This window comes from Sphingobacterium sp. B16(2022) (genome assembly GCF_012030425.1).
Classification (GTDB): domain Bacteria; phylum Bacteroidota; class Bacteroidia; order Sphingobacteriales; family Sphingobacteriaceae; genus Sphingobacterium; species Sphingobacterium anhuiense.
In genome coordinates this window covers 1,930,365-1,955,829 of the sequence record NZ_JAAUVN010000001.1, presented here as the reverse complement: position 1 = coordinate 1,955,829, position 25,465 = coordinate 1,930,365, and the positions used below count along the sequence as shown (strand labels likewise).

The 25,465-nt window shown below is 35.3% G+C and carries 30 protein-coding genes and 1 pseudogene; 11 read left to right on the top strand and 20 right to left on the bottom strand.

What is annotated here, in order from left to right:
• Positions 1-61 precede the first annotated feature (61 nt).
• Together HCX49_RS08605 and HCX49_RS08600 are read right to left on the bottom strand one after the other, a co-directional pair.
• Complete coding sequence (locus HCX49_RS08605; protein ID WP_168126823.1) at positions 62-745, bottom strand: prolyl oligopeptidase family serine peptidase; 684 nt, start codon at positions 743-745, stop codon at positions 62-64.
• 73 nt (positions 746-818) lie between these two features.
• Positions 819-2,132 (bottom strand): hypothetical protein, encoded by a 1,314-nt coding sequence (locus tag HCX49_RS08600; RefSeq protein WP_132768859.1) that lies wholly within the window; start codon positions 2,130-2,132, stop codon positions 819-821.
• A gap of 564 nt (positions 2,133-2,696) precedes the next feature.
• Between HCX49_RS08600 and HCX49_RS08595 the strand changes: the two genes are divergently transcribed.
• Positions 2,697-3,146 (top strand): nuclear transport factor 2 family protein, encoded by a 450-nt coding sequence (locus HCX49_RS08595; RefSeq protein WP_132768857.1) that lies wholly within the window; start codon positions 2,697-2,699, stop codon positions 3,144-3,146.
• Positions 3,147-3,368: 222 nt separating this feature from the next.
• Positions 3,369-3,956: pseudogene (locus tag HCX49_RS08590) on the top strand (Rpn family recombination-promoting nuclease/putative transposase); the annotation flags it as partial.
• 25 nt (positions 3,957-3,981) lie between these two features.
• Here the strand turns inward: HCX49_RS08590 and HCX49_RS25545 are convergent.
• From HCX49_RS25545 to HCX49_RS08555, 8 genes are all read right to left on the bottom strand, one after another.
• The gene (locus tag HCX49_RS25545) at positions 3,982-4,335 is read right to left on the bottom strand and encodes a transposase (protein ID WP_410528499.1); all 354 of its coding nucleotides are present in this window, start codon (positions 4,333-4,335) and stop codon (positions 3,982-3,984) included.
• A 64-nt stretch (positions 4,336-4,399) separates the two neighbouring features.
• A complete protein-coding gene (locus HCX49_RS08585; RefSeq protein WP_168126821.1) occupies positions 4,400-4,570 on the bottom strand; it encodes a hypothetical protein in 171 nt (56 codons plus the stop codon).
• A gap of 92 nt (positions 4,571-4,662) precedes the next feature.
• A complete protein-coding gene (locus HCX49_RS08580) occupies positions 4,663-5,415 on the bottom strand; it encodes a DJ-1/PfpI family protein (protein ID WP_168126820.1) in 753 nt (250 codons plus the stop codon).
• A gap of 34 nt (positions 5,416-5,449) precedes the next feature.
• Positions 5,450-6,139 (bottom strand): hypothetical protein, encoded by a 690-nt coding sequence (locus HCX49_RS08575; RefSeq protein ID WP_168126819.1) that lies wholly within the window; start codon positions 6,137-6,139, stop codon positions 5,450-5,452.
• A 47-nt stretch (positions 6,140-6,186) separates the two neighbouring features.
• On the bottom strand, positions 6,187-6,636 hold the full coding sequence (locus HCX49_RS08570) for a GNAT family N-acetyltransferase (protein ID WP_168126818.1): 450 nt from the start codon (positions 6,634-6,636) through the stop codon (positions 6,187-6,189).
• A 16-nt stretch (positions 6,637-6,652) separates the two neighbouring features.
• Positions 6,653-7,273, bottom strand: coding sequence for an FMN-dependent NADH-azoreductase (locus tag HCX49_RS08565; protein WP_168126817.1), 621 nt, complete (start codon positions 7,271-7,273; stop codon positions 6,653-6,655).
• 20 nt (positions 7,274-7,293) lie between these two features.
• The gene (locus HCX49_RS08560; protein ID WP_168126816.1) at positions 7,294-7,737 is read right to left on the bottom strand and encodes a carboxymuconolactone decarboxylase family protein; all 444 of its coding nucleotides are present in this window, start codon (positions 7,735-7,737) and stop codon (positions 7,294-7,296) included.
• A gap of 26 nt (positions 7,738-7,763) precedes the next feature.
• Positions 7,764-8,219 carry a DoxX family protein gene (locus HCX49_RS08555; protein WP_168126815.1) on the bottom strand — a complete coding sequence of 152 codons (456 nt, stop codon included), beginning with the start codon at positions 8,217-8,219 and terminating at the stop codon, positions 7,764-7,766.
• Positions 8,220-8,371: 152 nt separating this feature from the next.
• Here HCX49_RS08555 and HCX49_RS08550 point away from each other — a divergent pair, with 152 nt between their 5' ends.
• Entirely contained in the window at positions 8,372-9,841 is a 1,470-nt protein-coding gene (locus HCX49_RS08550; RefSeq protein ID WP_168126814.1) for a PLP-dependent aminotransferase family protein, read from the top strand.
• A gap of 69 nt (positions 9,842-9,910) precedes the next feature.
• Here the strand turns inward: HCX49_RS08550 and HCX49_RS08545 are convergent, their stop codons facing one another.
• From HCX49_RS08545 to HCX49_RS08535, 3 genes are all read right to left on the bottom strand, one after another.
• On the bottom strand, positions 9,911-11,137 hold the full coding sequence (locus HCX49_RS08545) for an NAD(P)/FAD-dependent oxidoreductase (protein ID WP_168126813.1): 1,227 nt from the start codon (positions 11,135-11,137) through the stop codon (positions 9,911-9,913).
• 167 nt (positions 11,138-11,304) lie between these two features.
• Positions 11,305-13,305 carry a conjugal transfer protein MobC gene (mobC, locus tag HCX49_RS08540; protein ID WP_317166827.1) on the bottom strand — a complete coding sequence of 667 codons (2,001 nt, stop codon included), beginning with the start codon at positions 13,303-13,305 and terminating at the stop codon, positions 11,305-11,307.
• 154 nt (positions 13,306-13,459) lie between these two features.
• Positions 13,460-14,632 (bottom strand): metallophosphoesterase, encoded by a 1,173-nt coding sequence (locus HCX49_RS08535; RefSeq protein WP_168126811.1) that lies wholly within the window; start codon positions 14,630-14,632, stop codon positions 13,460-13,462.
• A 203-nt stretch (positions 14,633-14,835) separates the two neighbouring features.
• Here HCX49_RS08535 and HCX49_RS08530 point away from each other — a divergent pair, with 203 nt between their 5' ends.
• The 4 genes from HCX49_RS08530 (at position 14,836) to HCX49_RS25385 (ending at position 17,090) form a co-directional block, all read left to right on the top strand.
• Positions 14,836-15,642, top strand: coding sequence for a sensor histidine kinase (locus HCX49_RS08530; protein ID WP_206368319.1), 807 nt, complete (start codon positions 14,836-14,838; stop codon positions 15,640-15,642).
• Entirely contained in the window at positions 15,639-16,334 is a 696-nt protein-coding gene (locus tag HCX49_RS08525) for a LytR/AlgR family response regulator transcription factor (protein WP_168126810.1), read from the top strand. The genes HCX49_RS08530 and HCX49_RS08525 overlap by 4 nt, the downstream gene beginning before the upstream one ends.
• A 377-nt stretch (positions 16,335-16,711) precedes the next feature.
• A complete protein-coding gene (locus HCX49_RS25390; protein ID WP_206368317.1) occupies positions 16,712-16,945 on the top strand; it encodes a DsbA family protein in 234 nt (77 codons plus the stop codon).
• Complete coding sequence (locus tag HCX49_RS25385) at positions 16,929-17,090, top strand: DsbA family protein (RefSeq protein WP_206368315.1); 162 nt, start codon at positions 16,929-16,931, stop codon at positions 17,088-17,090. The genes HCX49_RS25390 and HCX49_RS25385 overlap by 17 nt, the downstream gene beginning before the upstream one ends.
• Positions 17,091-17,300: 210 nt before the next feature.
• Here the strand turns inward: HCX49_RS25385 and HCX49_RS08515 are convergent, their stop codons facing one another.
• Positions 17,301-17,639 (bottom strand): winged helix-turn-helix transcriptional regulator, encoded by a 339-nt coding sequence (locus HCX49_RS08515; RefSeq protein ID WP_168126809.1) that lies wholly within the window; start codon positions 17,637-17,639, stop codon positions 17,301-17,303.
• Positions 17,640-17,739: 100 nt separating this feature from the next.
• On the opposite strand from HCX49_RS08515, the gene HCX49_RS08510 reads away from it, so the two are divergent.
• Entirely contained in the window at positions 17,740-18,486 is a 747-nt protein-coding gene (locus HCX49_RS08510; RefSeq protein ID WP_168126808.1) for an SDR family oxidoreductase, read from the top strand.
• Positions 18,487-18,624: 138 nt separating this feature from the next.
• Here the strand turns inward: HCX49_RS08510 and HCX49_RS08505 are convergent, their stop codons facing one another.
• The 4 genes from HCX49_RS08505 to HCX49_RS08490 all read right to left on the bottom strand — a co-directional run bounded on the left by HCX49_RS08505 (position 18,625) and on the right by HCX49_RS08490 (position 21,714).
• Positions 18,625-18,828 (bottom strand): hypothetical protein, encoded by a 204-nt coding sequence (locus HCX49_RS08505; RefSeq protein WP_168126807.1) that lies wholly within the window; start codon positions 18,826-18,828, stop codon positions 18,625-18,627.
• A gap of 658 nt (positions 18,829-19,486) precedes the next feature.
• Entirely contained in the window at positions 19,487-20,239 is a 753-nt protein-coding gene (locus HCX49_RS08500; protein WP_168126806.1) for an SDR family oxidoreductase, read from the bottom strand.
• 29 nt (positions 20,240-20,268) lie between these two features.
• A complete protein-coding gene (locus HCX49_RS08495) occupies positions 20,269-20,694 on the bottom strand; it encodes a YybH family protein (RefSeq protein WP_168126805.1) in 426 nt (141 codons plus the stop codon).
• 153 nt (positions 20,695-20,847) lie between these two features.
• Entirely contained in the window at positions 20,848-21,714 is an 867-nt protein-coding gene (locus tag HCX49_RS08490; protein WP_168126804.1) for an AraC family transcriptional regulator, read from the bottom strand.
• A gap of 834 nt (positions 21,715-22,548) precedes the next feature.
• Here HCX49_RS08490 and HCX49_RS25380 point away from each other — a divergent pair.
• From HCX49_RS25380 to HCX49_RS25680, 3 genes are all read left to right on the top strand, one after another.
• Entirely contained in the window at positions 22,549-22,950 is a 402-nt protein-coding gene (locus HCX49_RS25380; RefSeq protein WP_206368313.1) for an SHOCT domain-containing protein, read from the top strand.
• A gap of 21 nt (positions 22,951-22,971) precedes the next feature.
• Positions 22,972-23,145 (top strand): hypothetical protein, encoded by a 174-nt coding sequence (locus HCX49_RS08480; protein ID WP_168126803.1) that lies wholly within the window; start codon positions 22,972-22,974, stop codon positions 23,143-23,145.
• Positions 23,146-23,212: 67 nt separating this feature from the next.
• Positions 23,213-23,347 (top strand): hypothetical protein, encoded by a 135-nt coding sequence (locus HCX49_RS25680; RefSeq protein WP_262507104.1) that lies wholly within the window; start codon positions 23,213-23,215, stop codon positions 23,345-23,347.
• Between the two features lie 74 nt (positions 23,348-23,421).
• Here HCX49_RS25680 and HCX49_RS08475 read toward each other — a convergent pair whose 3' ends face one another.
• Both HCX49_RS08475 and HCX49_RS08470 read right to left on the bottom strand, forming a co-directional pair.
• Positions 23,422-24,699: a LicD family protein gene (locus tag HCX49_RS08475; RefSeq protein ID WP_168126802.1), complete on the bottom strand. Its 1,278-nt coding sequence runs from the start codon at positions 24,697-24,699 to the stop codon at positions 23,422-23,424.
• Positions 24,656-25,348, bottom strand: a complete 693-nt coding sequence (locus HCX49_RS08470) for an NDP-sugar synthase (protein ID WP_168126801.1) — start codon at positions 25,346-25,348, stop codon at positions 24,656-24,658. The genes HCX49_RS08475 and HCX49_RS08470 overlap by 44 nt, the downstream gene beginning before the upstream one ends.
• Between the last annotated feature and the right edge of the window lie 117 nt (positions 25,349-25,465).

Genomic DNA, 25,465 nt, shown 5'->3' with positions numbered 1-25,465 from the left:
AAAAGTAACAAATATACAGATATCCAACTTCGTCGGTGTACAGAGTTAGCAACTCCAATAGCTACTTTTTGTTCTTAAGCAACCATTCATATATTTCCGGTTTAGTTTCATATAAATCTTCAATCCCGTGTCCTCTGTCTTTTAATTTGGTAAATCTTATTTTTTCATTACATTTCCTCAAGCCATTGACAATTCGTTCTGTCTCATTGATAGAGATTTGATCGTCAGCAGTACCATGAAATGTCCAGATCGGTGTCTTACTAAGGTTGCATACTCTCATCGTATCACTATCGTTAATTCCACCACACAATGGTACAATAGCCGCAAAGGTATCGGGAAAATCCAGGGCAACTATATATGTCCCATAGCCACCCATGCTGATGCCAGTACAGTAAATCCTACTGGTGTCGATTCTATATTGAGACATTAGATCAGAGTAAAGAGGTTCAAACCAATTCTCTGATGACCAATATTTGTCAGCGGGACATTGTGGAGAAGCAATTATAAAATCAAAATCATGTCCCTTTTGTATTAGGTAGGGCATTCCGTACACTTTAAGCTTATTTATGTCATTTCCTCTTTGCGATCCTCCATGTAGATAAATTAAGAGCGGATATTTTTTTCCACTAGAACTATAATCCTTCGGTAAATACAAGTCATAGTTATACTTAGCTTTATCCTTTACTTGTCCATTTGAGTGCATAGAAAAAATAAGAAATAGGTGTGTTAAAATGTATGGTGTCATTTTAAATAATATAGACATAAACCAATTTCATTTGTATATAGCTTGCTTAATCGATGCAGAGGTGTAACAGCTCCTACAAGCGGGAGGTATTCTTATTTTTAACAAGGATATAATTACTGCTTGTTTCATCTTTTATAACAGTATAATTTTTATTTAATTGTAATGACCAACCGTCCCCCTCTATTAATTGATCATTTATTTTGGTAGGAATACTGATAGATATTTTATTCCAATTAGGGAACATTAAAGCACCATTATTCACTTCAAGAATCCCCCAGTTATCTGTTACTCTCATATTCGGATAAACTGTTCCTTTATCACCGATTGGAAGTATATTGCGTGGGTCAAAAGAAATATTCATATTTTCAAAACCTATTTCAAAATGTGGTTGCTCTATAAATTTAGAGTTATATTCTGCTATTCTTATTTTTATTTTTGCCTCTCTTATTTCTTCTTCCTGAATAATTTCTTCGCCGTTATATTCTTTAAAAATTTTCACAACAGTAGCTTTTAAATCAGTAGGTATCTTAATATTTAAATTTTCAATAAAAAAATCTGTTAGGTTATTATCAGCAGATATTTTTTGATTCCAATATTTATCCTTTTTACGTAGAAAATTACCATATATAGGAGTAGTATTATAAGCAAAAGACCGCACATAGGTAGGATTTTTGATAAAAGTATTTACACTATTGACAAAATGCTGTTTTGTAGCCTCTTTATTTCTATTGCTAATCATAAAACCTGTATATTCTGCAAGACCCTCGTTAAGTTCGAGTTGATTTTCAGTGTCATAAGATTCGGGGAAAATAGCATTTCTATACTTTCTAAAAATAAAGGCATTGGTTAAATGCTTGGTTTGCTCTTTCTGTGTATTAGAAAGGATCGCTTTCTTGAGAGCCTCCAATTCCAACCGTAAATATATTCTTCCATCTTTCAGCTCCAAATGGTTACTTTCTTTGTTATATTGGGTAAATCCCAAAGAAATCTGCACTGTATGAAAAAGCTCGTGAGCTAATAAGTTGATTCTGTCATATCTATCTTTAGACAGAGGAAGCATTATCATTGCCCAAGTTTTGCCATTCCATTGCATTGAGGTATTTGCAATATTAATGCTGTCGGGTAATGTACCAACATAAATATCTTTTTGTAGCTTTAAAGTATTCTTAATATCAGGCTCATTACTGTATAGTAGGCGATTTTCAGGATTAACTAATAAAATACTTCCATATAAATCCCTATTCCATAATTTTACTCCTTGTTTTGTTACATATTTAATTTCTTTGAAATAATTGGAGATACTGTCTATATTTTCAACTTTAGACTGTTGTGCAAATGCTATTGAAATATGGATTAAATATACAATGACCGTAAACACCTTTTTCATAATCTGGTTATAATTTTATAAGATAACTAAAACAAAATTAAACAAATATTTAAACCATTTATTAGATTGGTCTGAATTCTTACAATCATTTTTTGTTTATGTATTTCTTTTCAAGATCTGCTCCCAGAATGACTCTTCTTAACAAGAGTTCTTTCATTTCTATGCTATTTATTGGATAAAGCAGAGAAGCATTGTATCGAGAAAGGTGAGCGTCAAAAAGCTATTTTAATTGCATTAGAATTTAAGAGATGGGTTTACCTGTAGAGCAAATTGCTAAAGGTACCGGACTTTCCATCGAGGATATCGAAAAATTGAAATAGAACATCGTTCTAAATTATACTGAACCGTTTGGGATGACCAAGCGGTTTTTTTTGTGCCTTTGTTATTGACAAGTGGACGACAGCATAATAACCCCATTTCAGGTTCAACCACTTCACCTACCCATTTCCACCATTCACCGAGTTTTTAGTTGGTTTAGTCTAATTGCGATAGGGTAGGGACGATTTACACCCTACTTTTGAATCAACAAACAAATAGCAACTAACAATATAACATAAAGACATTATGAAAACTATAGCAAAAACATTCGCAGCAGCAGCCTTGATCGCAGTATCAACATTCACTATGGCAGCAGGCAAACCACTAGGAGACAACTCTAAAAAAGCGGTCGTCAATCTATCCACAGCAGATCTAGCCATTGATCATTACGTTGCGGTTATGACCGAAGGACAGTCGGCAGGAGTAGAGCAGTTGTTTACCTCAGATTTTAAACAGAAAGTACATGCCTCAACAGATAGGATCAACAGCCGTTCAGAAGTTATTTCATTCTTGAAAAAACAAAAAGGGGAGCAGCTGAACTGTAAAACAAGCACTACCATTGTTGAGCAATCCAGTGACTACATGGTGGCAAAAGTAACCCAACAATTTGAAGGGTTTACCAAGACCGATTTAATCACATTGGTCAATGACGGTGGTAACTGGAAAGTATCTCAATCTATCAACTCGTATAAGTAAGTTAAGTAAATTTCATATGTTTATTCAAAGCCACGTCGAGAGATGTGGCTTTTCTTTTTAGTATTCACAACTATTTTACCCAACAACAAACGTTTTTTCCTATTCTTTTAACAGTAAGTAGAGAACTATTTGATTTGATAAATAATTTAGTATTTTTGCTAAATTATTTGGTTTAAAAGGTTTTGTTTTTTATTTTTACTTGATAACCAGTAATATACCATTATGAGTGTAAAGATAAGTAACCTTTCGAAGTACATCGATATCTTAAGTGACTTCGGTTGGAAATTTTATTTCGGTCGAGAGGAGAATAAGGGTAACCTAATTAATTTTCTGAATAGTATTTTAGAAGGCGAACATGTTGTAGAGGATCTTACCTATAGCAATGTGGAGGAAGATGGCGATGAACCTAATGAGCGCAAAGTTATTTTTGATTTGCGATGTGTTGGTGTAGGTGGAGAAGTTTTTCTAGTAGAGATGCAATTGCAGAATCAGGATTTCTTTTTTGATCGTGCGGTGGGTTACACCTCTAGGACCATTAGTCGTCTAGCTAAAAAAGGAAAGAAAGGAGATAATTATGAGTTACCGCCAATTTATTTTATCGCTGTTTTAGGCTTTCGTTTGGATGTTGCCAATAGTGATAAGTACTTTTATAGTGGTAAGATTATTGACGAATTCGATCAGGAGGTGCTATATCCTAAGTTGAGTTACAAGATGCTTGTATTACCTAATTTTAATAAAGCTAAAGCCGATTTACCGACGATTCTGGATCAATGGATGTATCTTATGAAGCACTTGGATAAAATCGATAAGCTACCTAACTATTTGTATTTATCGGTTAATCCAGTAGATCCAAGCTTTTTTTTACGATATCATAGCGTAGCACCAGATCGGCAACCATTTCTTTCAACCTGGCGTTTTCTTTGCGTAAGTCTGCCACTTCATCTGATGTTGCCTCTCGCGTGACATCGCCTTCAAGTCTCTTTTTTCCAGCCTCTAAGAACTCTTTGTTCCATTTATAGAACTGAGACTCGTTAATACTGTGCTTACGACAAATCTCAGCAATTGAGTTTTCTGCACGTAATGCTTCCATAACGATCAGAATTTTCTGCTCTGCCGTAAAGATTCTTCGCGTACTACGTCGTAAATCCTTAATGAAGTTTTCGGGGGTTGTTTTTTTTGGTCTTCCCATGATGATTAAAGTTAAAGCTTTTTTAGGAAAACACTCGCTTAGTTTTCAATCAATTGTGTCCAAATTATGCTGACGATTTACAATGGTAACTTGCAGAGATAAATCCTGCACAGTCAGCAACAAATTGATCTGTACAAGAAACAAGTAGTTTTAGTAGATTTTCTTGATTTTCGGGTAAAACTTCAAAAACACTAATGAGGGTTAGTACGTTTTGTTCGTTGGAAATAGTTATCATATTAATTTTCTTTTAATTTTAAATGAATCGTTTATTTGTTTTTTGTGGAATACAGTGAATTGACGTAAAATGTATTTCCTTACTGTATTGGGCTAATCCACAAGACCATTTAGTTTTGCAAAAGGATCGTGAAGGGAATCTTCGTTCCATTCATACTCTGCGCCATTTGCTATTCTAATCGCCGTGTCGCGTCCAAAAATTTTTTGTATAAGTGCCAATGCCATATCTGTTCCTGCCGAAATACCTGAGGAAGTAAAAAATTTTCCGTCTTCTACCCAGCGGGCCTCTTTAACCCATGTTACTTTATCACTTTGGCTGGTAGCCCATTTAAATGCCCGTTTATTCGTAGTTGCTTTTAAACCATCTATTAAACCTGTTTTTGCTAGTATGGCAGCTCCTGTACAGATAGATGCGACATGCGGAGCACTCTCAGCTAATTTTTTGAAGGCATCTATCAAAGCTCCATTATTAACTTCTCTTCTGGTTCCGCCTCCGCCAGGTACCATCAGAATGTTTAAAGTTTTAACTTCATCAAAAGTACAATCAATAACCACCGATGGACCTGCACTGCTTTTAACCAGTCCGTGACGTTCTCCAATAATCAAAATTTCAACCTTATCTCTTAGCGAACCAAACATCTCCAATGGACCAAAAACATCGAGCAATTGAAAACCATCAAATACAACCATACCCAGGATAAGTTTATTTCCATTGCTCTTTAGTGCAGGCAATTCATCCTGTTTTGTCTGCGCCACTCCAACTAAGGGGCTCAAAGAAAGTAAAATAGTTCCAGCAGCTAATGACTGAATAAAGTTTCTTCTAGATTTTGAGGATTGTTTTTTCATTTCTGAATGTATTGAAAATTTACAATTAGGTAGTTTATAATCTCTTCCACGGATTTTTACCTTCCCGTTTTAGTTGTTTATAAATAGTCATTATATAGATGAGGTCTAACAGAAAAGTGAAGCCGATAATAATATTCATTAGATAGGCCTGTCCTTGATGGAGTATAAAAAGATAATAAATACCGACAGTCAGACCGGTACCAATACATTTAAAAACACCAATAGTTAGTGATTGTCCTTCAGAACTCTTACGCTCCCATATCATTAATAAGAAACAAACAGATATGATCAGGTTTTGTATGTAGGCAATGAAAATTGCTCCGTGAAAAATATCTGATTTAAAGTAGGTGGCAAATTGTCCAAAAAATGGACCTCCTGTAAACATAATACCAAAGGCTACCAAAAATGCTGCTACGGAATAAGTAAGCCATGATAACTTTGAAATCTCATAACGCTGATAAAAGTATTTGTAGCTATACACGAAATAGCAGGCAACAATACCTATATCACAAATCATCCAAATAGCATTGATTACAGTGCCGGCTAACCCTGTATCTGCTGGAGGATAAATTAAAGAAAAAACAAGTTCCCATGCGAAATTTAAGGCCAGAGGAACGAGTGGCATACCATACGTTTTGTCTTTTATGCCACGGTATATCAGTGCTATATAGACAACAGTCCAAGCCAGTCCGCTGGCGGATGTTGCGATTAATTCAGCATTCATAGTTATTTCATTTTTTATGTTAACATTAGTGCAAAAGTGCTAAGTGTTTAAAGAGACAATACCGTTGTTTTTGCAAAATGATTGCAGGCAAGTACATATCCTTTATTTAGGTAAAGCCTGTGAGCATCATAAAGCGTATATCCGCTGTCGAGATGTACCGACGCTATATCGGTTTTCGTGGCTTCTTCGTCTACATAATCAAGTAATGCTCTTGCATAACCTCTACCTCTATGCTCAGGATTGGTATAGAGGTCATCAATGTAAATCATTCGACCTGTTCTAAGTGTATTCATCACCCTATAACCTATAAATGCAGCAACCTTTGTGTTGTCTTCGTTAGGTATATACACCAGTTTGAAATTTTCATGAGCAATCATACGCTGTATCTGATCGATATAGGTCGCTTCATCAAGATTTGTTCTGAAGGCAAAGAGTACATTTTTACAAAAAATAATTTGATCTTTTGTTTTTGCTATTATGAAGTCTATAGTGCCCATAACATTATTTTTTAAACTAATTATTGATCAAAAACCTGACTCTTTCTGCAACAGACTCCAAATCCCGTGCTTGTGCATCTACACCATTTATGGCAAGGTGTTCCACATCATCTATACCCATGATCCTGAAAACTGTCTTTAAATAGTTTGTTTGAAAATCCATGTGTTCATAGAACTCTCCTGGCTCGTAACCAAAGTTGCCCCGAACCATCAACAGATATACTTTTTTGTTTTTCATCAGTCCTTTATATGGATTTAGGGGATCATCTTTGCTAATAAGAACAGTTTCCTGTACTCTTAGTACCTGATCTATGTATGCTTTCAGAGCACTAGGTACAGACCAATTGTACATGGGGGTGCCTAACACAATTATATCGGCATCTTTAAGTTCTGCAATCAATTTATCGCTTATTTTGAGAGCTTCTAAGTCTTCTGCAGTTCTCAGTTCAGATGGTTTAAAGGCTCCTGCTATCCATTTTTCACTCACATGGGGAATTTGTTCCTGTCCAACCTCTCGGTAAAAGATAACATCATTCTGATTTTTTACTTTCCAGGTTTCCACAAATATATTCGTCATATACCTGCTTAATGACCGCTCTTTACGAGCACTGGCATTAATGATTAAAATTTTCTTCATTTTATTTTTTTGTCTTAGTATTAACCAATTGGATGCAAGCTTTGGGATACCCCCATACGGTTCAACGCATTGATAGTTATCACAGCCATAATTAGTTTAGCTGTCATGTCTTCTCCGAAAAGTGAAACGGCTTCTTGATAAGTTTCATCGCACAGACCATTATCAGCTATTAATGTTATCTCTTCAGTAAGCTTTAAAATAACTTGATCTTCTGGGCTAAACCAATTTTTAGCCTCTCTCCAAGCACTTAAAACGTACAATCTTTTAGGATCTTCACCATGTTTCAGTGCCTCTCTGCTATGTATGCTCATACAAAAGGCACACCCGTTTATTTGTGAAGCCCGAATTTTGATCAGCTCCTGTTGTAATTTATCTATTCCGGTTTTTGATACAAACTCGGACAGTTGCATAATAATTTGATAGGTATCCGGAATAAGTTCTTTAATGTTTAATCTTTTTGACATGCTATTTGAAATTGATTTAATGAATATTATTGATGTGATTTGTTACGTTGATAGAAATAGTTATCTATACTCCATGAAAAATGAGGTAATGTGGACAAGAGCAAGCTTGAGAAACTTACAACAAATACTGAAAAATTGAATGGTGCTCGAAAATGGAGAAAAAACATCATGCTTATTGCGAATATGAATGTCAACCCGAAACTAGCCAGAGCTGCATACCTAACTTTGTAACCAACCAATAACAAAATACCACAGATAATCTCAATAGCAGTAGCCAAGAAGCCAAAAAAAGAAGCTGTTTTCAAATCAACATATGGCATTAATTGATGGGTATAAGCAACGAAACTGGTCCAGTTTCCCCATATAACATTCGTTTCGCCGGGAGCACCAAAATAGCCCAAGCGATCCATCACAGGCAATAGAAATCCGATCCCTACAGAATAGCGAAGCAATAATTGGATGATTGGATACGATTTTTTCATTTGTTCTAGTAATTAACTATGCAAAGTTATCTCACGTAAAAACCTATATGACGGACCAGAAAGATATAAATAGATAGTCCAGCTGTTTTTAATGAATTTTAGCTATATTTTGATTATTTTTGATATCATGTAATCTGATATCTATTTCCTGTATGCTTCCTTATAAAAATCTTCTCGTTATAGACAAAAAAAGCAACATAGCTGTTTTTAAACAGATAGCTATACAATTAATACGTCTTATACAAGAGGGAAAGCTTTTACCCGGTACAGAATTACCAAGCACCCGCTCATTAGCATTTGATTTAGACTTACACCGTAAAACAATTGTGGCTGCTTATGAAGCCTTGGTTTCTGAGGATTGGATTGATAATTTGCCCCGTAAAGGATTTATTGTATCACCCAATTTGCCTGTAGTTAGACCAAGGTCTTACAACAATGGACGGATAGCTACATACGAAGCTGATCCGGGATTTGGATTTGATGAATTTGCAGGCTTTACCTATCCTGTATCTCTATCCAGGAAAGCTGACATTGTAGTTGATGATGGTTTTCCGGATATATCTTTAATCCCTGCAAATGCAATGTTAGGAGAATATAGAAAGGCGTTGGATTATTCATCTCTTAAAAAATTAAATTCTGGCTGGGAACTTGAAGGTGCTGCAGAGTTTAGAAATGCCCTGTGCAATTTTTTAAATCAGACCAGAGGAATAGATATTAAGGTTGAAAATCTGCTTACTACAAGAGGAGCACAAATGGCAATATATGTAGCTGCATCATTAATTATAAAACCGGGAGATAAGGTCATTGTTAGTGATCCGAGCTATTTTTTTGCAAACATGCTTTTTGAAAGTCTTGGAGCAGAATTAATTCGGGTACCTGTTGACAGTCATGGTATGGATACCGAAAAGGTTGAAGAGATCCTTAAAAAACATGACATAAAATTAATTTACGTGATCCCACATCATCATCACCCTACTACTGTTACTATGAGTTTGGAGCGTAGAAATCATTTGCTAAAGTTAATAAAGGAGTATCGCTTTGCAGTTATTGAAGATGACTATGATTATGATTTTCAGTTTCAATATGAGCCTTACTTACCATTAGCCAGTGGCGATCATGAGGGAAACATTATTTATATCGGATCTCTTACTAAAGTTTTGGGAACACCTTTTCGATTAGGTTACCTCGTTGCCTCTGCAAAATTTGTACAAGCTGCTGCAAGGAAACGCATGCTTATTGATCTAAGAGGCGATGTTTTTACAGAAAAAGTAGTATCTGAATTAATAAAGAACGGTGAATTGACAAGGTTGATACAAAAAGCAAATAAGGTTTATCGTCAACGTTGCTACCTTTTGACAGATTTATTAAGTTCACAATTAAGTGAATCAATTAAATTTACACGACCTAACGGGGGGATGGCATTATGGCTGGAATTCAATAAAAATCTCGAATTAACTAAAATAATTGAAAAAGCTTCTTCCAAAGGCCTAAAAATTATGGGAAGCGTTTATAATCAAGGGAATAATTCAGATTACAATGCTGTCAGATTTGGTTTTGCATCACTCAATGAAGAAGAATTGATGAAAGCAGTGGATATACTTAAAAATTCTATTTATAAATAAAAAATACACATGTGTTCAGTAGTTGTTTTGAACACATGTGCATCATATTAAACTGCTTTATCTAATTTTCTAGAAGATGTCAGCAGCTAGTATTTTAGGGAAAGAAAGAGCTAATGTATCCTCAAGTGTTTCCGGAGGATATATACCTTGAGTAGTAATCATTGTTTTAACTTGTTTTGCTTGATTTCCTTTCATTAAAAGTTTCCTGTCAAAACCAGAAGTAAGAAGTCCATCTTCCTGCCCCAAATCTAAACAAGTTCCATAGTTGTTGTTTATATAGGGCTTTAAGGGATTAGAGAAAAGATCATTTACAGCATTATGCCCAGCCCATTTACCAAGATCCATTGAAAATTGGCATGCCATTATCGAACTTTTACCGTCACTGTTTATAGACAAGTTTGCTACGTCTCCTGACACAATAACGTTTGAATATTCGGTAAGTTTAAGATTATTATCCACATGTAGTCTGCCTTGTTCATCTCTTTTTCCTTCAAAAAAGTTTGTAAGCGAACTGGCTACCATTCCATTGCAAAATATAACCGTTCCAGATTTTATTGTAGTGCCATTATTAAAAAAAACAGTGTTATTTTCAATAGATGTAATATAAGTATCTGATACAATTTCTACATTTTTCTTTTCCAAAGTTTCCAGAATGTAAGACTGTGCTTCAGAAGAGTAGTAATCTGCTATTTCTTTATTTTTCTCTACAAGAATTACTCTAATTTTTTTCTGATCATCAGAAAATTCCGAATTCAACAATTGAACTTTTTCTTCTATAGTGGTAACCATTTCCAAACCAGTAAGTCCACTTCCTACAACTAAAAAGGTTGTTGCTCCTTCTTTGGAAAAACCGCTTTCTGCTAATGTAATTAGATGTTGTTCTAATTTTTGAGCATTTATATAGGTATCAACGTTAAAAGACTGCTCAATACCCGGAATATTAAGTGCTTTCAATGTACTTCCAGAGGCCAATATAAGGTAATCGTAATTCTTAACTCTCAAACCATTATCGGTAAAAACACTAACCTCTTTTTCTAATGGATTAATCACCTCTACTTTTCCTATAACTAGTTCAATTGCTAAAGGGTTAAAGTATTTTTCTAAATCAACCCTTAATCCTTTCAAGGAAGTTTCATAAAGTCTAGGTCTAACCGTTAGATATTTATCTCTATTAATCACTGTTATTTCCAGTTCGTCTTCCTTGCCAATATCTCTGATTTGACGAATTGCACTTATTGCACTCCAAAAGCCTGCAAAACCGGCTCCAATAATCACTAACTTTTTTTTCGCTTTCATAATAATATATTAATTGAAACATCTTCAATTGTCTATGAGATTAGGGCTAAAAATCTAATCGCAAGTTGATGCTCCAAAATTCTATACAAAAGTAATTTCTGGAAAGAACGGAATGACGGACCAGATATTTAACAATTGGTAGTCCAGAAGAAAGCAATATGCTTATATTAACTCTGCACCAAATGCTGTAAATTAGGATCGTTCTTGATGCGTTCCATTTCGTTCTCTACAATATGCAGAATATCAGATTTAATCTTACGATAATTACTTTCGATTTCCTGTTTCATATTATCAACTCCGTTTTCATCAACAAAGGTTAATATGTTCGGTATCTTCTGATACGATTTGGTTTCTCTCGCTACCTTTTCATTGTCCACGACAATTTCAGCGTGAAATATCTTTTGTTCAATACGCTCGTCAAAGTTATCAGAAATAGAACCCACAAACATACCCTGTGTAAGCGTTGAAATTTTGGATGCTGGAATAAGGCTATCCAATTGCGTAGAAATTGATGTTGATTTATCGTTACGATTAATCGTCATACTCTGGCGTTTCTGCAATACTTTACCGAAGCGTTCCGATAGGCTTTTGGCTGTTTCTCCTACAGCCTGACCAGAAAATATATTACCGACGGTATTCTGGATGACCTTGCTCTCTTTGTCGCCGTAATCCCTCGTTAATTGTGAAAAATCCTGAAACCCTAAACAAACTGCTACCTTATTACTTCTCGCCGTTGCGATTAGGTTATCCAGTCCCCTGAAATAAATTGTGGGCAACTCATCTATGATAACGGAACTCTTTAGCTGTCCCTTTTTATTAATTAGCTTTACAATCCTCGAATTGTACAAACCCAAAGCTGCCGAATAAATATTTTGCCTGTCGGGATTGTTGCCTACGCATAAAATCTTTGGCTCTTTCGGGTTATTGATATCCAATGAAAAATCGTCGCCTGTCATTACCCAATACAGTTGGGGGCTAATCATTCTTGATAGTGGAATTTTTGCCGATGCGATTTGACCTTGTAATTGGTCTTGTGCGCCACCTTGCCACGCATCCATAAACGGCGACAAATAATTTTCTAAATCAGGATACGAAGTTAAAATCGTGAATACATCTGAATACTTTTTATTCAACAATTCAATAGCGTGTGGGAACGTACAATACTTACCATCCTCATAGATTTTCAGATACCAAATTATGGCAGCCAATAGGATAATTGGGCTTTCCACAAAAAAATCTCCTTGCTTCTGTATCCACGTCCTGTTGAGGTTTAGCATTATCGTATAAGCCGCCTCGTAAGCATCAGAAATGTCCGTCATAAAGTCGGGTTTAAGCGGATTGCAACGGTGGCTCTTGCGTGGGTCGTCGAAATTTATAACATAAAATTTCGGCTGAACTTTGTACTTATCCCGATGCTTTAATAAATGGTTGTACGCAATAGTTGAAAGGTCGTCAAACTTGAAATCGTAGATGTACATACTAAAGCCTTTCTCAATTTGTTGCTTGATGTAATTATTTACGATTGCATAAGATTTTCCTGAACCCGGAGTACCGAGAACGATGGTTGCCCTGAAAGGATTTACAATGTTTATCCAACCGCTGTTCCATTTGCCTTTGTAGTAAAATTTGGTGGGCAGGTTTACGGAATATTCATTTTCCATTAGTTTAGTTTCCTGTTGGAAGCTCTCGTTTTCGTTGTTGAAAACATCGTCCATCAGGTTAGTGCGCAGCAATCGACTTATCCATACGCCCGCCATCAGCAAGACGATATAACCTAACGAGATAGTAAGGATATACAGGAAAGTGCCTGTTGCCGGAGATAGCTTCAACAATGGTGTGTTCAGAAAGAACAGCACAAAGCCCCCGCACAAAGCCACGTAAATTTTAGTCCCGGTTATCTTCTCATTCTTTACACCCTTTGTACCTAAGCAGCTTAAAGCAAGCAGCACCAAAGCAAAGGCTTTGGTATATAAGGTATGTGAAAACAAACCCGCCGTCCTGTTGAAATTCCCTAAGATTTTGTTGATTACTTCCAACGTCCAGCCACGTTCTAAAAAGAAACCGTAGCAGAACCAATAAAGGTGCATCAGCACCAATAAAATACTTACTGCCCGCATAAAAGCCATTATCTTGGCAAGCCCTCTTAAATCGTCTTCTCCCTGCATTATTTTAGTTTTAATGTTCGGGCGTGAATTTAAAGGCTCTTACATAGTCGCTATAAGAATGTGTCAGTCAAGGGCGGTTCCTGGAAGTATTTGGCTGAATGTATCTCGATATAATAATAGCGGAGGGAAACCTCCGCTATAACATTTGTTGGAATTTTTATATCTCTTTCTTTTCTCCATCATGCAAAATTCTGTAATACTGATTGTTTTCAATTAATAAGCTTTCTGATTTTTGGTTGGGAATGGATTTTGAATAATCCTTCGGATGTTTCACATCAATTCCTATCACTTTTCCGTTATGTTTTTTGTTGACTTTCGATTGAAGTGTATGTCCTACCACGATTGATTTTGCATTGAATTGCTTTAATCCTTGTTCTACATCTTCTTGGGTCAAATCATCTTTAAAATATCCTCTGTACCAAGCAATACCTTTGTGCGAAGAAATTAATAATTGTTCCAAGTTCTTTTCAGTATTAGGATAGTACGGTTTGTAGTAATTACTACGAATAGTCTGATTTACTTCATCTAAATTCGTTTTGTATTTCGCTAAATCTGGGTGTATTCCTCCGTGTGCAAAGAGAATTCCGTTAATTTTTTCGATTGAATTTTTACTCGACATCCATTTTCCAAGAAACGAATTAGTACCATACAAGTCGGTTTGTTGTTTCTTTAAGATAGATGAAACGTGATAATATTTCGGCGAAGTATTTTCAAAATTTCCTTGCATATTTTTCAACTCGTGATTTCCCAAAATGTAATGGACAGTTCCGTTTTTTTCTTTTGCTTCCTGTTCTAATTTATAAATAAACCAAAGTACTTGTGTAGTCGAAAAATCTCTATCTACGAAATCTCCGAGTAAAACCAAATGTCCGTTCCCAAATGTCCAATTTAATTTTTCGTCAATTACTTTATTGGTAATCAAAAAATCACGGAAAGTCTTAAAACCGCTTTCAACATCGGAAATCGCCAAAATTTTAGCGTTGTCGTTATAAGTAGTTGCCGGAATTTCAATTTTGCTATTGATGATAAATTCAAAACGGGTATCATCTAATGGAAAATAACAATAAGCCAGAATTTCTGAATTTGAAGCGAATTCTTTTTGGTCTAAATAAAAGCCTGTATTCTGATTTCCCCGGATATAATTAACCGTTAAGACACTGTCATTCTTACTAAATAGGTAAGGACCATCTTTATCCCAATTCATCATTTTAGGATTTTCTGCATATCGAAAAGTCGCCCCGTGATACAGCCCAAATGAGATTGCCAAAATTCCAAGTATTACAAATGTTATCATGATATGTTTTACATATCTAAAAATTCGTTTTTTCATATTATTTTGATTAATTTTCTGTAAACCTATAAATGCTTTTTCCGTTTCTAAAACAATTGTGGTAAACGACTTCTGTAATTAGACAAACAGTATTTTCATCATCTCAAAGTGGTTTCATCACTCATTTTTATTGTTTCAAAACTGTTTTACGATAGTTTGTCAACGTTCTTGCAGTGGGCAATTTATAGTTGTAATATTGCAGTATGTTATTAATAAAAAGAAATATAAAATGGATTGTCGTTGCTCTTTTGGCAATGGCAGTTGTTCCTCTATTGATTACCACTTATGAAGTGATTTCTACAGAGAACAGATCCGTACAATTTTTAGGAAATTATCATCCAAAGGTTGTGTTTCTTGTAATCACTTATTATTTTTTCTTGTTTGGTTTAGGTATTTTTTGGTTGGTTCGTCAGCTTGTATTTATGTCCAAACTAAAAAATGAAAAAATGAAAGCCGAACTGATGCTTTTAAAAAGCCAGGTTAGCCCGCATTTTTTTTTCAACACGCTCAATAATTTATATGGCTTGGTGGCAAAAGACCCACAAAAAGCACAAGAATTGATATTGAAACTTTCGGATATGATGCGTTACAGTATTTATGAAGGAGAAAAAAATACAGTCGGACTGCGAGAAGAAATTGATTTCTTGAAAAACTATATCGAACTCCACAGAATGCGTTACCACAAAGATATATCTGTTGATTTTATTTGTGCTGTTGATGGAAGCCGAAAAGGTGCTCCTTTACTATTTATCATTCTTTTAGAAAACGCTTTCAAACACGGAGTTGAAAATTTGAGGGAGAATGCTTATATAAAAATGAATTTGTCAACTTCTGAAAACGAAATCTGTTTTACAATTGAAAATAATTATGAGAAAGCCGAAAACCAATCCGGAATTGGCTTGAAAAATCTGAAAAGAAGATTAGAATTAATTTACCCAAATCAGCACGAATTGACTTTTTCAATCACAGAAAATATATATCAAGCTCAACTAATTTTGAAACAATTATGATAACATATTTAATCATTGACGATGAACATATTGCCCACGACATCATAAAAGGATATTGCGATTTACTGCCGAATATGCAATTAATGAAAAACTGTTACGATGCTTTGGAAGCCTTTGAATATCTGAATAAAAACGAGGTGGATTTAATTTTTTTGGATTTAAATATGCCTGTTTTAAAAGGTTTTGAATTTTTAAAAACGCTAAAAAATCCTCCAAAAGTAATCGTAACTACCGCTTATCAGGAATTTGCTTTAGAAGGATATGAACACAATATTTCTGATTATTTGCTAAAACCATTTGGTTTTGAACGCTTTTTAAAAGCCATCAATAAGGCGTTTGATAGTTCTGTTAATCACAAAATCGTTTCTTCTGAAAATAATGAGGTTTCAAAACGGATTTTTGTACAAAGCAACAAAAAGCACATTCAACTGGAAGTTGAAAGCATACTTTACATTGAAGCAACAGGAAATTACACCAAAATAGTAACCACGAGCGAAACTATTACAATTCGTGAAAAATTTTCTGCTTTTTTGGAACAATTAGCTCAAAATGATTTTGTACAAGTTCATAAATCTTTTGCAGTTGGCACAAAACACATTAATAGCATTGAAGGGAATATAATATTTGTTGCAAGCTGTAAGATACCTATTGGCAAAATTTATAAATTAAATATTATTCAGTTGTTGAAGTGAAGTTTATTATTATTGTCCTCTTTTACGTTTACGCTTCTTCTTCATTTTGTTGACAAAATCCTGTTCCTAGTAGTCTTCGAACTTGGCCATTTATACCCTGTTCGCCCAACTGCTTTTTAAAAGCCTGCTCATTACTTATCGTTTGCCTTTAGTTATCAGATAAATCCTTTCCATTGCTGATACAGTAGGACTAGAAGATGTTTTGATAAAAGCAGCACCACTATTATCCCAATTCTTAGAAGCTCTAGCAAAATAAAGCTCACAGTTAATGTACATGTCTTCACTTTCAGAGGGTATTGTTTTATCAAGACATCCTCCATATACCGTTTTTGTACTTGCGGTTGTTCTAAAGAAATTACTAAAAATTTAAAAGAGAAGTGAAATTTGTTTTTAGAAATTTCCCTCTTTCAGAAATGCACGAATATGCACTTTCAGCAGCGATTGGTGCCGAAGCTGCTTCTTTTCAGGATAAATTCTGGGAAATTTACGACGCCATTTACGAAAATCAGAGAAACCTTGGCGAACTGTATCTTTTTGAACTAGCAGAAAAAATAGGTTTGAATATGGAGAAATTTAAATCAGATATTCAAAAAAGTGGAGCTGACCGATAGAATAGATGCTGATTTTCAGGGTGGAGTGATGAGCGGGGTCAATGGAACACCTTCGTTTTATGTTAACGGCAAGAAGTTTAACGCTGGAGCTGAAGACCTTTTCAAGCTTTTCACTAATAAAAAAGGAGATCTATTGGAGCAGTAATTTTTTCTTACAAGTTTGATAATAAATATAACAATCAAAAAGCCAACAGGATCTGCCGCGATAATCTGACCCGATGGCACCTTTAGATTTGTTTAATTCATGACTTTACAGGATGACCTATCTCCTTTAAGAACTTTCAAAGCATTTATTTCATATGTACTACCATCAGCGGCTTTTTAGATGAACAATTGTAGCACAAATAATACGATTCTAAACCTTATCTTCCACAATCATTTTTCGATGTTCTCTACCCCAAATAATCATTTCCGAAATAATATTCCCGAAAGTCCTGCAATATTCAGTGGGTTCATATTCAATTAAAACAGGAGTATCCGGATAAACAGTTCGTTTAATCAACTTATTTAATTCCATATCTTTCAGTTCCTTTGAAAGCATTCTAGTAGTAATCCCGGGGATACTTCTTTCGATTTCGCGAAAACGTCGGTTGCCGTTGCAAAGCGAATTAATGACAGGAATTCTCCACTTTCCTCCAATGAAATAAAGGGTGTCCTGCAACGCTCTAAGTTCTTCTGTCTGATCTCTTGCCATGGTTGCAAAGTTAAATGATATAATGGATGATACTGATATACTTGGTTATACTGATAACAAAAGTATACCATTTCCCCTATAACTTTGTGAAAAAAAACAAATGAAAAAGTTTAATAACAAATTAGCCATCGTAACAGGTGGAAACAGCGGAATAGGATATGCAACCGCAAAAGAATTAATCGCAGAAGGAGCACAAGTAATTATTACCGGAAGACGAAGAGAAGCCATCGAAAAGGCTGCTGAAGAATTAGGAGCTATTTCTTTTGTGGCGGATCAGGGAAAATTGGATGACATTGATCATTTGAAAACCGAAGTTGAAAAGCAATTTGGAAAAGTTGACATCCTGTTTATTAATGCAGGAGTCACCGGAACTTTAGGTCCGATCGAAAATATGAGTGCCGAAAATTTTGACAATGTAATGGGTATTAATTTCAGAGGAGCTTATTTTACTTTAAGCAAATTTATTCCACTGTTGAACAATGGTGCTTCAGTGGTGTTCCTTTCATCCAACGTTGCGACCACCTCTAAAGCAAATAGTTCGATTTATCAGGCAAGCAAAGCAGCATTAAATTCCATTGCAAAAACCGCTGCTGCAGAATTAGCACCAAGAAAAATCAGAGTAAATTTAGTAAGTCCGGGGCCTACAAAAACGGAGATTATGACCAAAGCAGGATTGGACGAAAAAACATTGGAAGGTCTTGATGAATGGTTAATCAGCGGAATCCCCTTACAAAAAATGGGAACTGCGGAAGATGTTGCCAAAGCTGTTATTTATCTGTCAGATAACAATGTGGCAAGTTTCATGACCGGAACGGAAATCCTTATGGACGGTGGAATGGTTTTATAATTGGGTTTTTTTTTGGAATATGAGTGCTGGAAGGTTGAAATAATTCCAGCACTTTCTATTGATATACACCAACTACTGAAAGTATCGATCTTTAAGATATCCAGCTCAGCACAGGTCATCTGGAACATGAGGTTAAACTTACATAATTTCTGGAAGTTTAACCTCTCTATCATAAACAACATTAACTACATTTTTTATAAAATCTTCCTTTTTGATCCGTTCACCGTTGTTATTATAAGCAATTGAAATATCGGCTTCTTTATTATAAATTAGAAACGCATGGGATCCCAGGGTATCCTCACCATGTCCATAAAATATGGTCGTGATTTCAATAAGTGGCATCACTTACAATGAGGATGAAAGGGCTGTTGTCCAAAATTTTCTATTACAAATGTAAAATGTTTCAACTGTCTTCAATGGAATTGAAGTTCTCTCAAATCCTACAGCGTTGAGCTTGGTTGCCAATGAAAGGAGTTTTTCGTCACTACGCTGGCAGAATTGAAAACTGTGGTTTCAAAGTTTCATGAAACTGCATTTGTTGAATACACCCTTAGTGGACATGATGAAACTACAATTATGCTATTAAGAAATTCAACTCATTCATTTGCAATATATCTCCGAGTCAATGGCGATGCGGGTTTCGCTACGCATAATTCGAAAGGCACAACTAATGAAATGAAAGACTTGATCTTGACAAAAGGATGAATATTCTACGGCATTGCTTGTTGATAATAAAGAGGGTTTAGAAATACTGCAATTTTACTTATTAGCAGGAAAAATGTATCCCGGGATTGAATGGCGGGAAGAGTAATGATTATTGAAATAGATTTTGCAGGATGATCGAGTTTGCTAGTATTTAAAAGGAAACAACTTACTTGGGACAATATTCAAATGCTGATCCTCGATAGTGATCAACAATAAATGCAAGTCGACAACGACCTGCATTTAAGGATAAAAGAACTACGAAAGAGCATTTCGCGAAGTGATCATTTTTAACGTATTAACTTACCACAGTATTCACTGCCCATTCCTCAAAATGAATCTTGCCTGCATTATATTCTTCAGCAGGAACGAGCAGTGATCTAGGAACAACAAGATGCATATATTTGCTGTCGTCATCAGAAACAACCTTTATGGGCTTTCCGGCTATCTCGATATATTTCGCGACAAAATGATCCATATTTGCTTTTGTAGGGCCCGCAATCTCGACAGTCCCGTTTTTAGGCTCTTCGAGTGCAAACTGAACAATGTAATCTGTCACATCTTCCAGCGCAATGGGCTGGTAGTCGATTTTTGAAACAAATACCTCGTCACCCTGTCCCTGAACGGCAATGATCGCATCGGTATGCTCATAAAACTGTGTTGAACGAATTATTGTATATGGTATTCCGGAGTTTTTGATGTTGTCTTCCTGATATTTCTTTGCGCGAAGATATCCTATCTCCAGCGCATCGTCCGTTCCGACAATGGAAAGTACGAGGTGATGCCTGATGGCTGCTACGAGCTCCGCTTTTACCAGGTTCTTTCCTGCGGTCTGAAAAAAATGGATTGCATTTTCTTCTTCAGGAGAGGAGGAATTGGATAGATCGATTACTATTTCCGTATTTTCGAGTGCTTGCGAAAGACCTTCTCCTGTCATGATATCTACGCCATGTGAAGGCGAACCAATGATCACCTGATGACCAAGGTTTGCCAGTTTTTTTGTGACCAGCCTTCCGGTAAGACCTGTACCACCGATTACTAAGATTTTCATATATAAAATATTTAATTTTGTGAAATTGATTAAAATAAGCTGCGCACCTGTACTCCGAATGGATTTCCAAACCAGCACCGCCAATAACCGTCCTGTCCTTTTTTTGCGTAATCGCTTGAAGTTCCGGTAATATTTACTTTTTCGCCGTTATTTCCTGTCCCAGCGATTTTCCAATGCAGGACCAATGAGGCCAGATTATCGGTCGAATAAATATTCCTGACAACAATTTCTATCGGCAATCCAAATCCGAATGACTGCTGCAGCTCATGGGCGATCGCTATTTTTCCGCGTTTGGGCTCACCACTGGTACTGATAACGACTGCATCATCCTCATAGAAGCCGAGCATGGTTTCAATATCCCTGGAATTAAAATGATCCAAAAGAGAATCGACAATTCCTTCAGGGGTGGTTGATAATTTATAAGTCGGACTTGCTGCCCAATTATGACCTTCCATAACACCTAAGAATTAATATTATGCGATATACTGTACCGTACAGTGTATCTGCAGTACAAAATTGGTAAAAAAATGAATGCAGGAAAACTGACAAACAAAGGTAAAAGGTGGACAAAAAAAGAAACAGTGTTTGAGATTAATGGTACGGTTTGTCTAATCTAGGTCTGGATTGGGACTTAGTGTTTTTCTGTAATCGCTCGGTGATCGTCCAGCTTTTTTTGTGAAAAGCCTGATAAAGTACTTAGTGTCTATATAGCCTAGCTGTACCGCAATTTCCTTAATGCTCAATTGCGAATAATAGAGCAGGCGCTGTGCTTCGCTTAGTATTTCCTTCTGGATCAGTGCTGATGCGGATAAGCCCGTCACCTTTTTAACAACATCGTTTAGATGTGCCACGGAGATATTTAATTTTTGGGCATATTGTGAGGGGCGTTTAAGACTGCGGTAATCAGTTCTTACAAGATTTTTGAATTCGTTGGTTATACTGATAACCCGGCGGCTATGACTTATGGATTTAGCGGATAATTTGCGTTTGTGACAAATTACCGCCTGGGTTATAAAAGCTGACAGCAAGGGCTTCTGTACCTCCTTATTTGCGGTAGTGTTTATATTGTCCAAATTTTTCAGGGAGTCCAAAATTGACCTAAACCATTGGTGTTCGAGTTCTGAGAGCGATAATATAATCGTTTCATTTAAAAACGCATCAAGTATGTCCTTGGCTGATTTGGTCATATGATGGCCTTCAAAAGAAATGTAATAACCAGATGCCCCAACAGTCCCGGTAATCTGATGTACCTGGTGCGGTGGGCAGACAAAAAGTGTTCCAGCAGGCATGTTCAGCTGTTCAAAATCAAATAGGACTTCTAGCTGTCCAGCTTCAACAAGCATGCAGGTATAATGGTTATGCCGATGTGGATTTAGCGCTTTTACTATGCCAGGAGTTAAACCATCCCATATGCCAAAAGCAATACTGCTGCTGGAATCCATGCTGTTCAATAAAATAGAATCACTTTTTGGCATGTAGCTAAATTAGATATCCAAAATTAGAATATCTAATTTAAGAATTACTTTGGATGAAAGTTTATTATCCTGAATATATTTTTTGAGTACAAAAAATATGTGATTTTGGATCAGGAGAAATTTGGCCCAATATCTTTCAGACCATTTATAATAACGTTTTGAACATTGATTCTTTTAAGCCATGATTACGGATTTTTATCTTGAATTAATAGAAACATCATCCAATACGCTTGCTAAGGCACCTGTGTCGCAGCCTATATATAAAACGCTATACGAAATTACTAATCACATCATAACTCTCTGACCATGGATTATCATAGTCATAGAATTTCAACAATTTTCTGGAATATAGCTGAATATTATAGTAATCAGCTTCGCTACTTATTCGCACACTTTTCGGGAAGGCTTCGGGAAATGTCTATTGTGCCTCTACTGTTTGTATACTGTTTGTCTACCTTGCCTCTACAAAAAACATTATATGCAAGGTATAGGCAGGGTAGGGAAACAGTAGAGGCGTTCCGAAAAAGGGGCGAAGCAGTCCCGAAGCATAGTCAAACAATACTCGAAGTTTCTCTACTTTAAGGTTTACTTTTGTGTGCATCACTTTCGATATAAAGAAAGATTCAAAAATGAAATGAATATTATTCTTAATTTCATTTGACGACCACGTTAACAGCTCTAGTTATCATTGTCGTAATGTAATTCTCTATTTATAAACATAATAAAATGGTCTTTTTTCAAAAATATTTCATTGTAAGGTTTCCCGTATCATAGCAATTTAAACAAACGTTATTTTTGATCAAGATTAAATTTATTATCAATAAAAAATGAGTAATGGAAGTATTTTTAGGTTGGATTTTCTTTTCGATAATTGTAGGTGCTATAGGTACCAATAGAAATATTGGATTTGTAGGAGCATTCTTTCTCTCGATCTTACTTTCACCATTGATCGGCCTTATATTCACATTGGTTTCAAAATCCAATGAGCAAATCGAGTTTGAAAAGCAATTGCTGTCCCAGAACAAGAAGCAGACTGATGGAATATTAAATGCCAATCAAAAGTCCTTTACAGATGAGCTATACAAACTTAAGAAATTGCTGGACTCAGGTTTAATTACAAGTGAAGAGTTTGAGTCTGAAAAGGAGAATATAAGACGCAATATTCCGATTAAAAAAACAGTACTTTCTTTGTATTGTTCACAGACTCCTGGTCTTTCAGGAGAACTAAGGGTGTAGGTAGGAGATAAAGGAGATTTTGTGCCTTTACCCAGTAATAAGAATGATGCGTTAGATTTCGATGTACGTGCAGGCGAAGCGAAAGTGGTGATTAGTCCTAGTTCAGTATTTGCAAGTGAAAAGATCGTTTATCTTAAAACCATAGAAGATGACATCACTTTTTACGATATTTTCGAAATTTATACCAGAACCTGATTTTATACCAGTTCTGATAATTTCTTAGATGATAATTAATACAATTTATAACTTAAATTTTAATATTATGGCACTAAAAACAGGCCCAAAAAGAATTGCTGACTCAACAGGAAAACCAGACAGACGTCAACGGGATAATAAGGAAACTCCGGGCAATACTCCGTCGTTACTTCCGCCCAAAAAACAACAAGGAAAGAAGTAAAAAAACTTGTGTAATTAAAAATGCGGAGCTCAATATTGAAAAAAGCTCTGCATTACTTTCTATTCGCAACAAGTTTAAATGTTTTTTATTAACCTACCATATTCATTTACTTTGATATGAGCTTTTAAAATATAGTTTTCAGGCCGTTCATTTTTATGACTCCAACTATAAATTCTTATTGTATTTCGCCAATCTTTATATCTAGTATCAAGGCACTCTAAGGAATTATGTACAATCTGAAAAATAGAATTTTCAAATTGTACATCTTTTAATGTACTAGAAGCAGCGTTGGGACAGATTATGCCGTTCTCAAAAACAAAATCTTCTCCGATGATTTGATACATCCATAGATCTACAAATGGAAACTTATAAGGGTAGCCCTTTATCTCAATTCCTTTATCACTCCATATTTTATAATAAACCGAATCTGTTCTCCTTTCTACAAGGAGCTTTATCGATAGATCTTTTTCAATTAACTTTTCAATTAATTTTTCGACATATTTTTTTTCAATACCAATATCAATATCATCATCCCAGGGCATTTTTCCTCCGTGTCGAACATAACCTAAATGCGATCCTCCTTGGAGAATAAGAGGTATATTTAATTCTGATGCTGTAGTGGATATAATTTTCAAAACTTCATGTAATAATTTATTATCATCTTCGGTCCACACATTGTATGATAAAATTGTATCGAGAATTATTTCTTCTCTTTCTATATTGTTTTTTTTAGGATGATTTCTAATATTGAACCAAGATACTTCACTGTAATACATATTCAATCGGTCACCTGCTGTCAACGAAATCATTTCATCTTCAACGGTCTGCTTAATTACACTTGTTTCTAACAGCTTTTGTGCACCATTGAGGTTTATGAAATAAATTGAACTACCCCAATTGAAACTTAGTAGGTAAGCCTCTAATTCTCTTTTTTCCCGAACATTCTCATTCAATAATTCAACGTTTTTTAATTGGGACTCTTCTTCTGCAACTTGATACATATCATATGGAAAAAAGACATCCCAGTCATCAGGTAGATTTTCTAAGTCTCTAATAGCATCATTTAGGTCAAAATCAATTGAGATATTCTCTTCTATAATTAAATGAAACGCTGGTTTTTCCTCTGTAATACGTTTCCATGCCTCTCTATGAGTCATGAATGTCGTTATTTCCGTCCTTGATAATGGAAATCCATATTTATTGGAATGCCAATGCTCATCAATAGATATATCAAAACAAGATTGAATAGCAGTGATTGAAAAGATCTCTGCTACAGAAGAGTGGTCTATCTTACTGATCTTGTTTTTTTTATAAATGATCTTTGACGGTAAATCTAAGTGAAAGATTTTCATTCTGTACTTGAGTTTCGTTATAAATATTTAATTGTTCAACGGTATTAATTGAGTACCATTTTTCTGGATAGATGCTAGAACATGTGAGTCCTTGTATTGATATTAATTCATTCCAAACATCTGAAAAATCTTCGTTTTGTTTACAAAGATTATTGACTGTTTTTGGATTAACTACTTGAATTCCTGAGCAATAAATGGGTTGTTTTACATTTCTGGAAATCGCAGTTACAATTCCATTATTAGATGATATAAAATCTCCTTCAATCTCATGTTTAGGTGAAATAGGGACAACCATACAGGGGGGGGAACCCAGTTGCTGGTAATTATCATAAATAAAGGGTAAATTAAGATTGGTGATATTATCACAAGGTAAAACCAGAACCGGCTCATCAATCTCTCTAATTTCAGAGTTGAATAACCACCAGCAATTTCCTTTATATAATGTAGACAGTACTTTGGTACCGCCATTTTCAAGGACGTATATTACTAAATCTTCTGAATGTTCTCCTACTGTTACTACTATATTTTTAATTTTATTTTTGAGCTGAAGCAACGTTTTTGAAATAAGCGGTGCTCCGTCCACCGGTAACATAGCTTTCGGTCTTGTAGCTGTGAGTGGTGCTAAACGGGTTCCTTGACCAGCTGCCATAATCACACATATTTTAAACATATAGATTCATTTTTTGAAAAACTTTCATTTTGTTCAAGATTGTATCATGAATAACATAGCCTTTGTAATAATAAATTGTTATGAAACTGTTAATAA

Bases quoted from the DNA above. Each gene is read 5' to 3' on its own strand.
- HCX49_RS08575 (WP_168126819.1), bottom strand. From the start codon at position 6,139: ATGAATGCTGAATTAATCGCAACATCCGCCAGCGGACTGGCTTGGACT.
- HCX49_RS08530 (WP_206368319.1), top strand. From the start codon at position 14,836: ATGTTATTAATAAAAAGAAATATAAAATGGATTGTCGTTGCTCTTTTG.
- HCX49_RS08515 (WP_168126809.1), bottom strand. From the start codon at position 17,639: ATGGCAAGAGATCAGACAGAAGAACTTAGAGCGTTGCAGGACACCCTT.
- HCX49_RS08595 (WP_132768857.1), top strand. From the start codon at position 2,697: ATGAAAACTATAGCAAAAACATTCGCAGCAGCAGCCTTGATCGCAGTA.
- HCX49_RS08505 (WP_168126807.1), bottom strand. From the start codon at position 18,828: ATGCCACTTATTGAAATCACGACCATATTTTATGGACATGGTGAGGAT.
- HCX49_RS08535 (WP_168126811.1), bottom strand. From the start codon at position 14,632: ATGAAAAAACGAATTTTTAGATATGTAAAACATATCATGATAACATTT.
- HCX49_RS08580 (WP_168126820.1), bottom strand. From the start codon at position 5,415: ATGAAAAAACAATCCTCAAAATCTAGAAGAAACTTTATTCAGTCATTA.
- HCX49_RS08600 (WP_132768859.1), bottom strand. From the start codon at position 2,132: ATGAAAAAGGTGTTTACGGTCATTGTATATTTAATCCATATTTCAATA.
- HCX49_RS08545 (WP_168126813.1), bottom strand. From the start codon at position 11,137: ATGAAAGCGAAAAAAAAGTTAGTGATTATTGGAGCCGGTTTTGCAGGC.
- HCX49_RS25380 (WP_206368313.1), top strand. From the start codon at position 22,549: ATGGAAGTATTTTTAGGTTGGATTTTCTTTTCGATAATTGTAGGTGCT.
- HCX49_RS25545 (WP_410528499.1), bottom strand. From the start codon at position 4,335: ATGGGAAGACCAAAAAAAACAACCCCCGAAAACTTCATTAAGGATTTA.
- HCX49_RS08560 (WP_168126816.1), bottom strand. From the start codon at position 7,737: ATGTCAAAAAGATTAAACATTAAAGAACTTATTCCGGATACCTATCAA.
- HCX49_RS08570 (WP_168126818.1), bottom strand. From the start codon at position 6,636: ATGGGCACTATAGACTTCATAATAGCAAAAACAAAAGATCAAATTATT.
- HCX49_RS08470 (WP_168126801.1), bottom strand. From the start codon at position 25,348: ATGGCAGCTGGTCAAGGAACCCGTTTAGCACCACTCACAGCTACAAGA.
- HCX49_RS25680 (WP_262507104.1), top strand. From the start codon at position 23,213: ATGGCACTAAAAACAGGCCCAAAAAGAATTGCTGACTCAACAGGAAAA.
- HCX49_RS08495 (WP_168126805.1), bottom strand. From the start codon at position 20,694: ATGGAAGGTCATAATTGGGCAGCAAGTCCGACTTATAAATTATCAACC.
- HCX49_RS08550 (WP_168126814.1), top strand. From the start codon at position 8,372: ATGCTTCCTTATAAAAATCTTCTCGTTATAGACAAAAAAAGCAACATA.
- HCX49_RS08500 (WP_168126806.1), bottom strand. From the start codon at position 20,239: ATGAAAATCTTAGTAATCGGTGGTACAGGTCTTACCGGAAGGCTGGTC.
- HCX49_RS08510 (WP_168126808.1), top strand. From the start codon at position 17,740: ATGAAAAAGTTTAATAACAAATTAGCCATCGTAACAGGTGGAAACAGC.
- HCX49_RS08565 (WP_168126817.1), bottom strand. From the start codon at position 7,273: ATGAAGAAAATTTTAATCATTAATGCCAGTGCTCGTAAAGAGCGGTCA.
- HCX49_RS08525 (WP_168126810.1), top strand. From the start codon at position 15,639: ATGATAACATATTTAATCATTGACGATGAACATATTGCCCACGACATC.
- HCX49_RS08605 (WP_168126823.1), bottom strand. From the start codon at position 745: ATGACACCATACATTTTAACACACCTATTTCTTATTTTTTCTATGCAC.
- HCX49_RS08475 (WP_168126802.1), bottom strand. From the start codon at position 24,699: ATGAAAATCTTTCACTTAGATTTACCGTCAAAGATCATTTATAAAAAA.
- HCX49_RS08490 (WP_168126804.1), bottom strand. From the start codon at position 21,714: ATGCCAAAAAGTGATTCTATTTTATTGAACAGCATGGATTCCAGCAGC.
- HCX49_RS08555 (WP_168126815.1), bottom strand. From the start codon at position 8,219: ATGAAAAAATCGTATCCAATCATCCAATTATTGCTTCGCTATTCTGTA.
- HCX49_RS08585 (WP_168126821.1), bottom strand. From the start codon at position 4,570: ATGATAACTATTTCCAACGAACAAAACGTACTAACCCTCATTAGTGTT.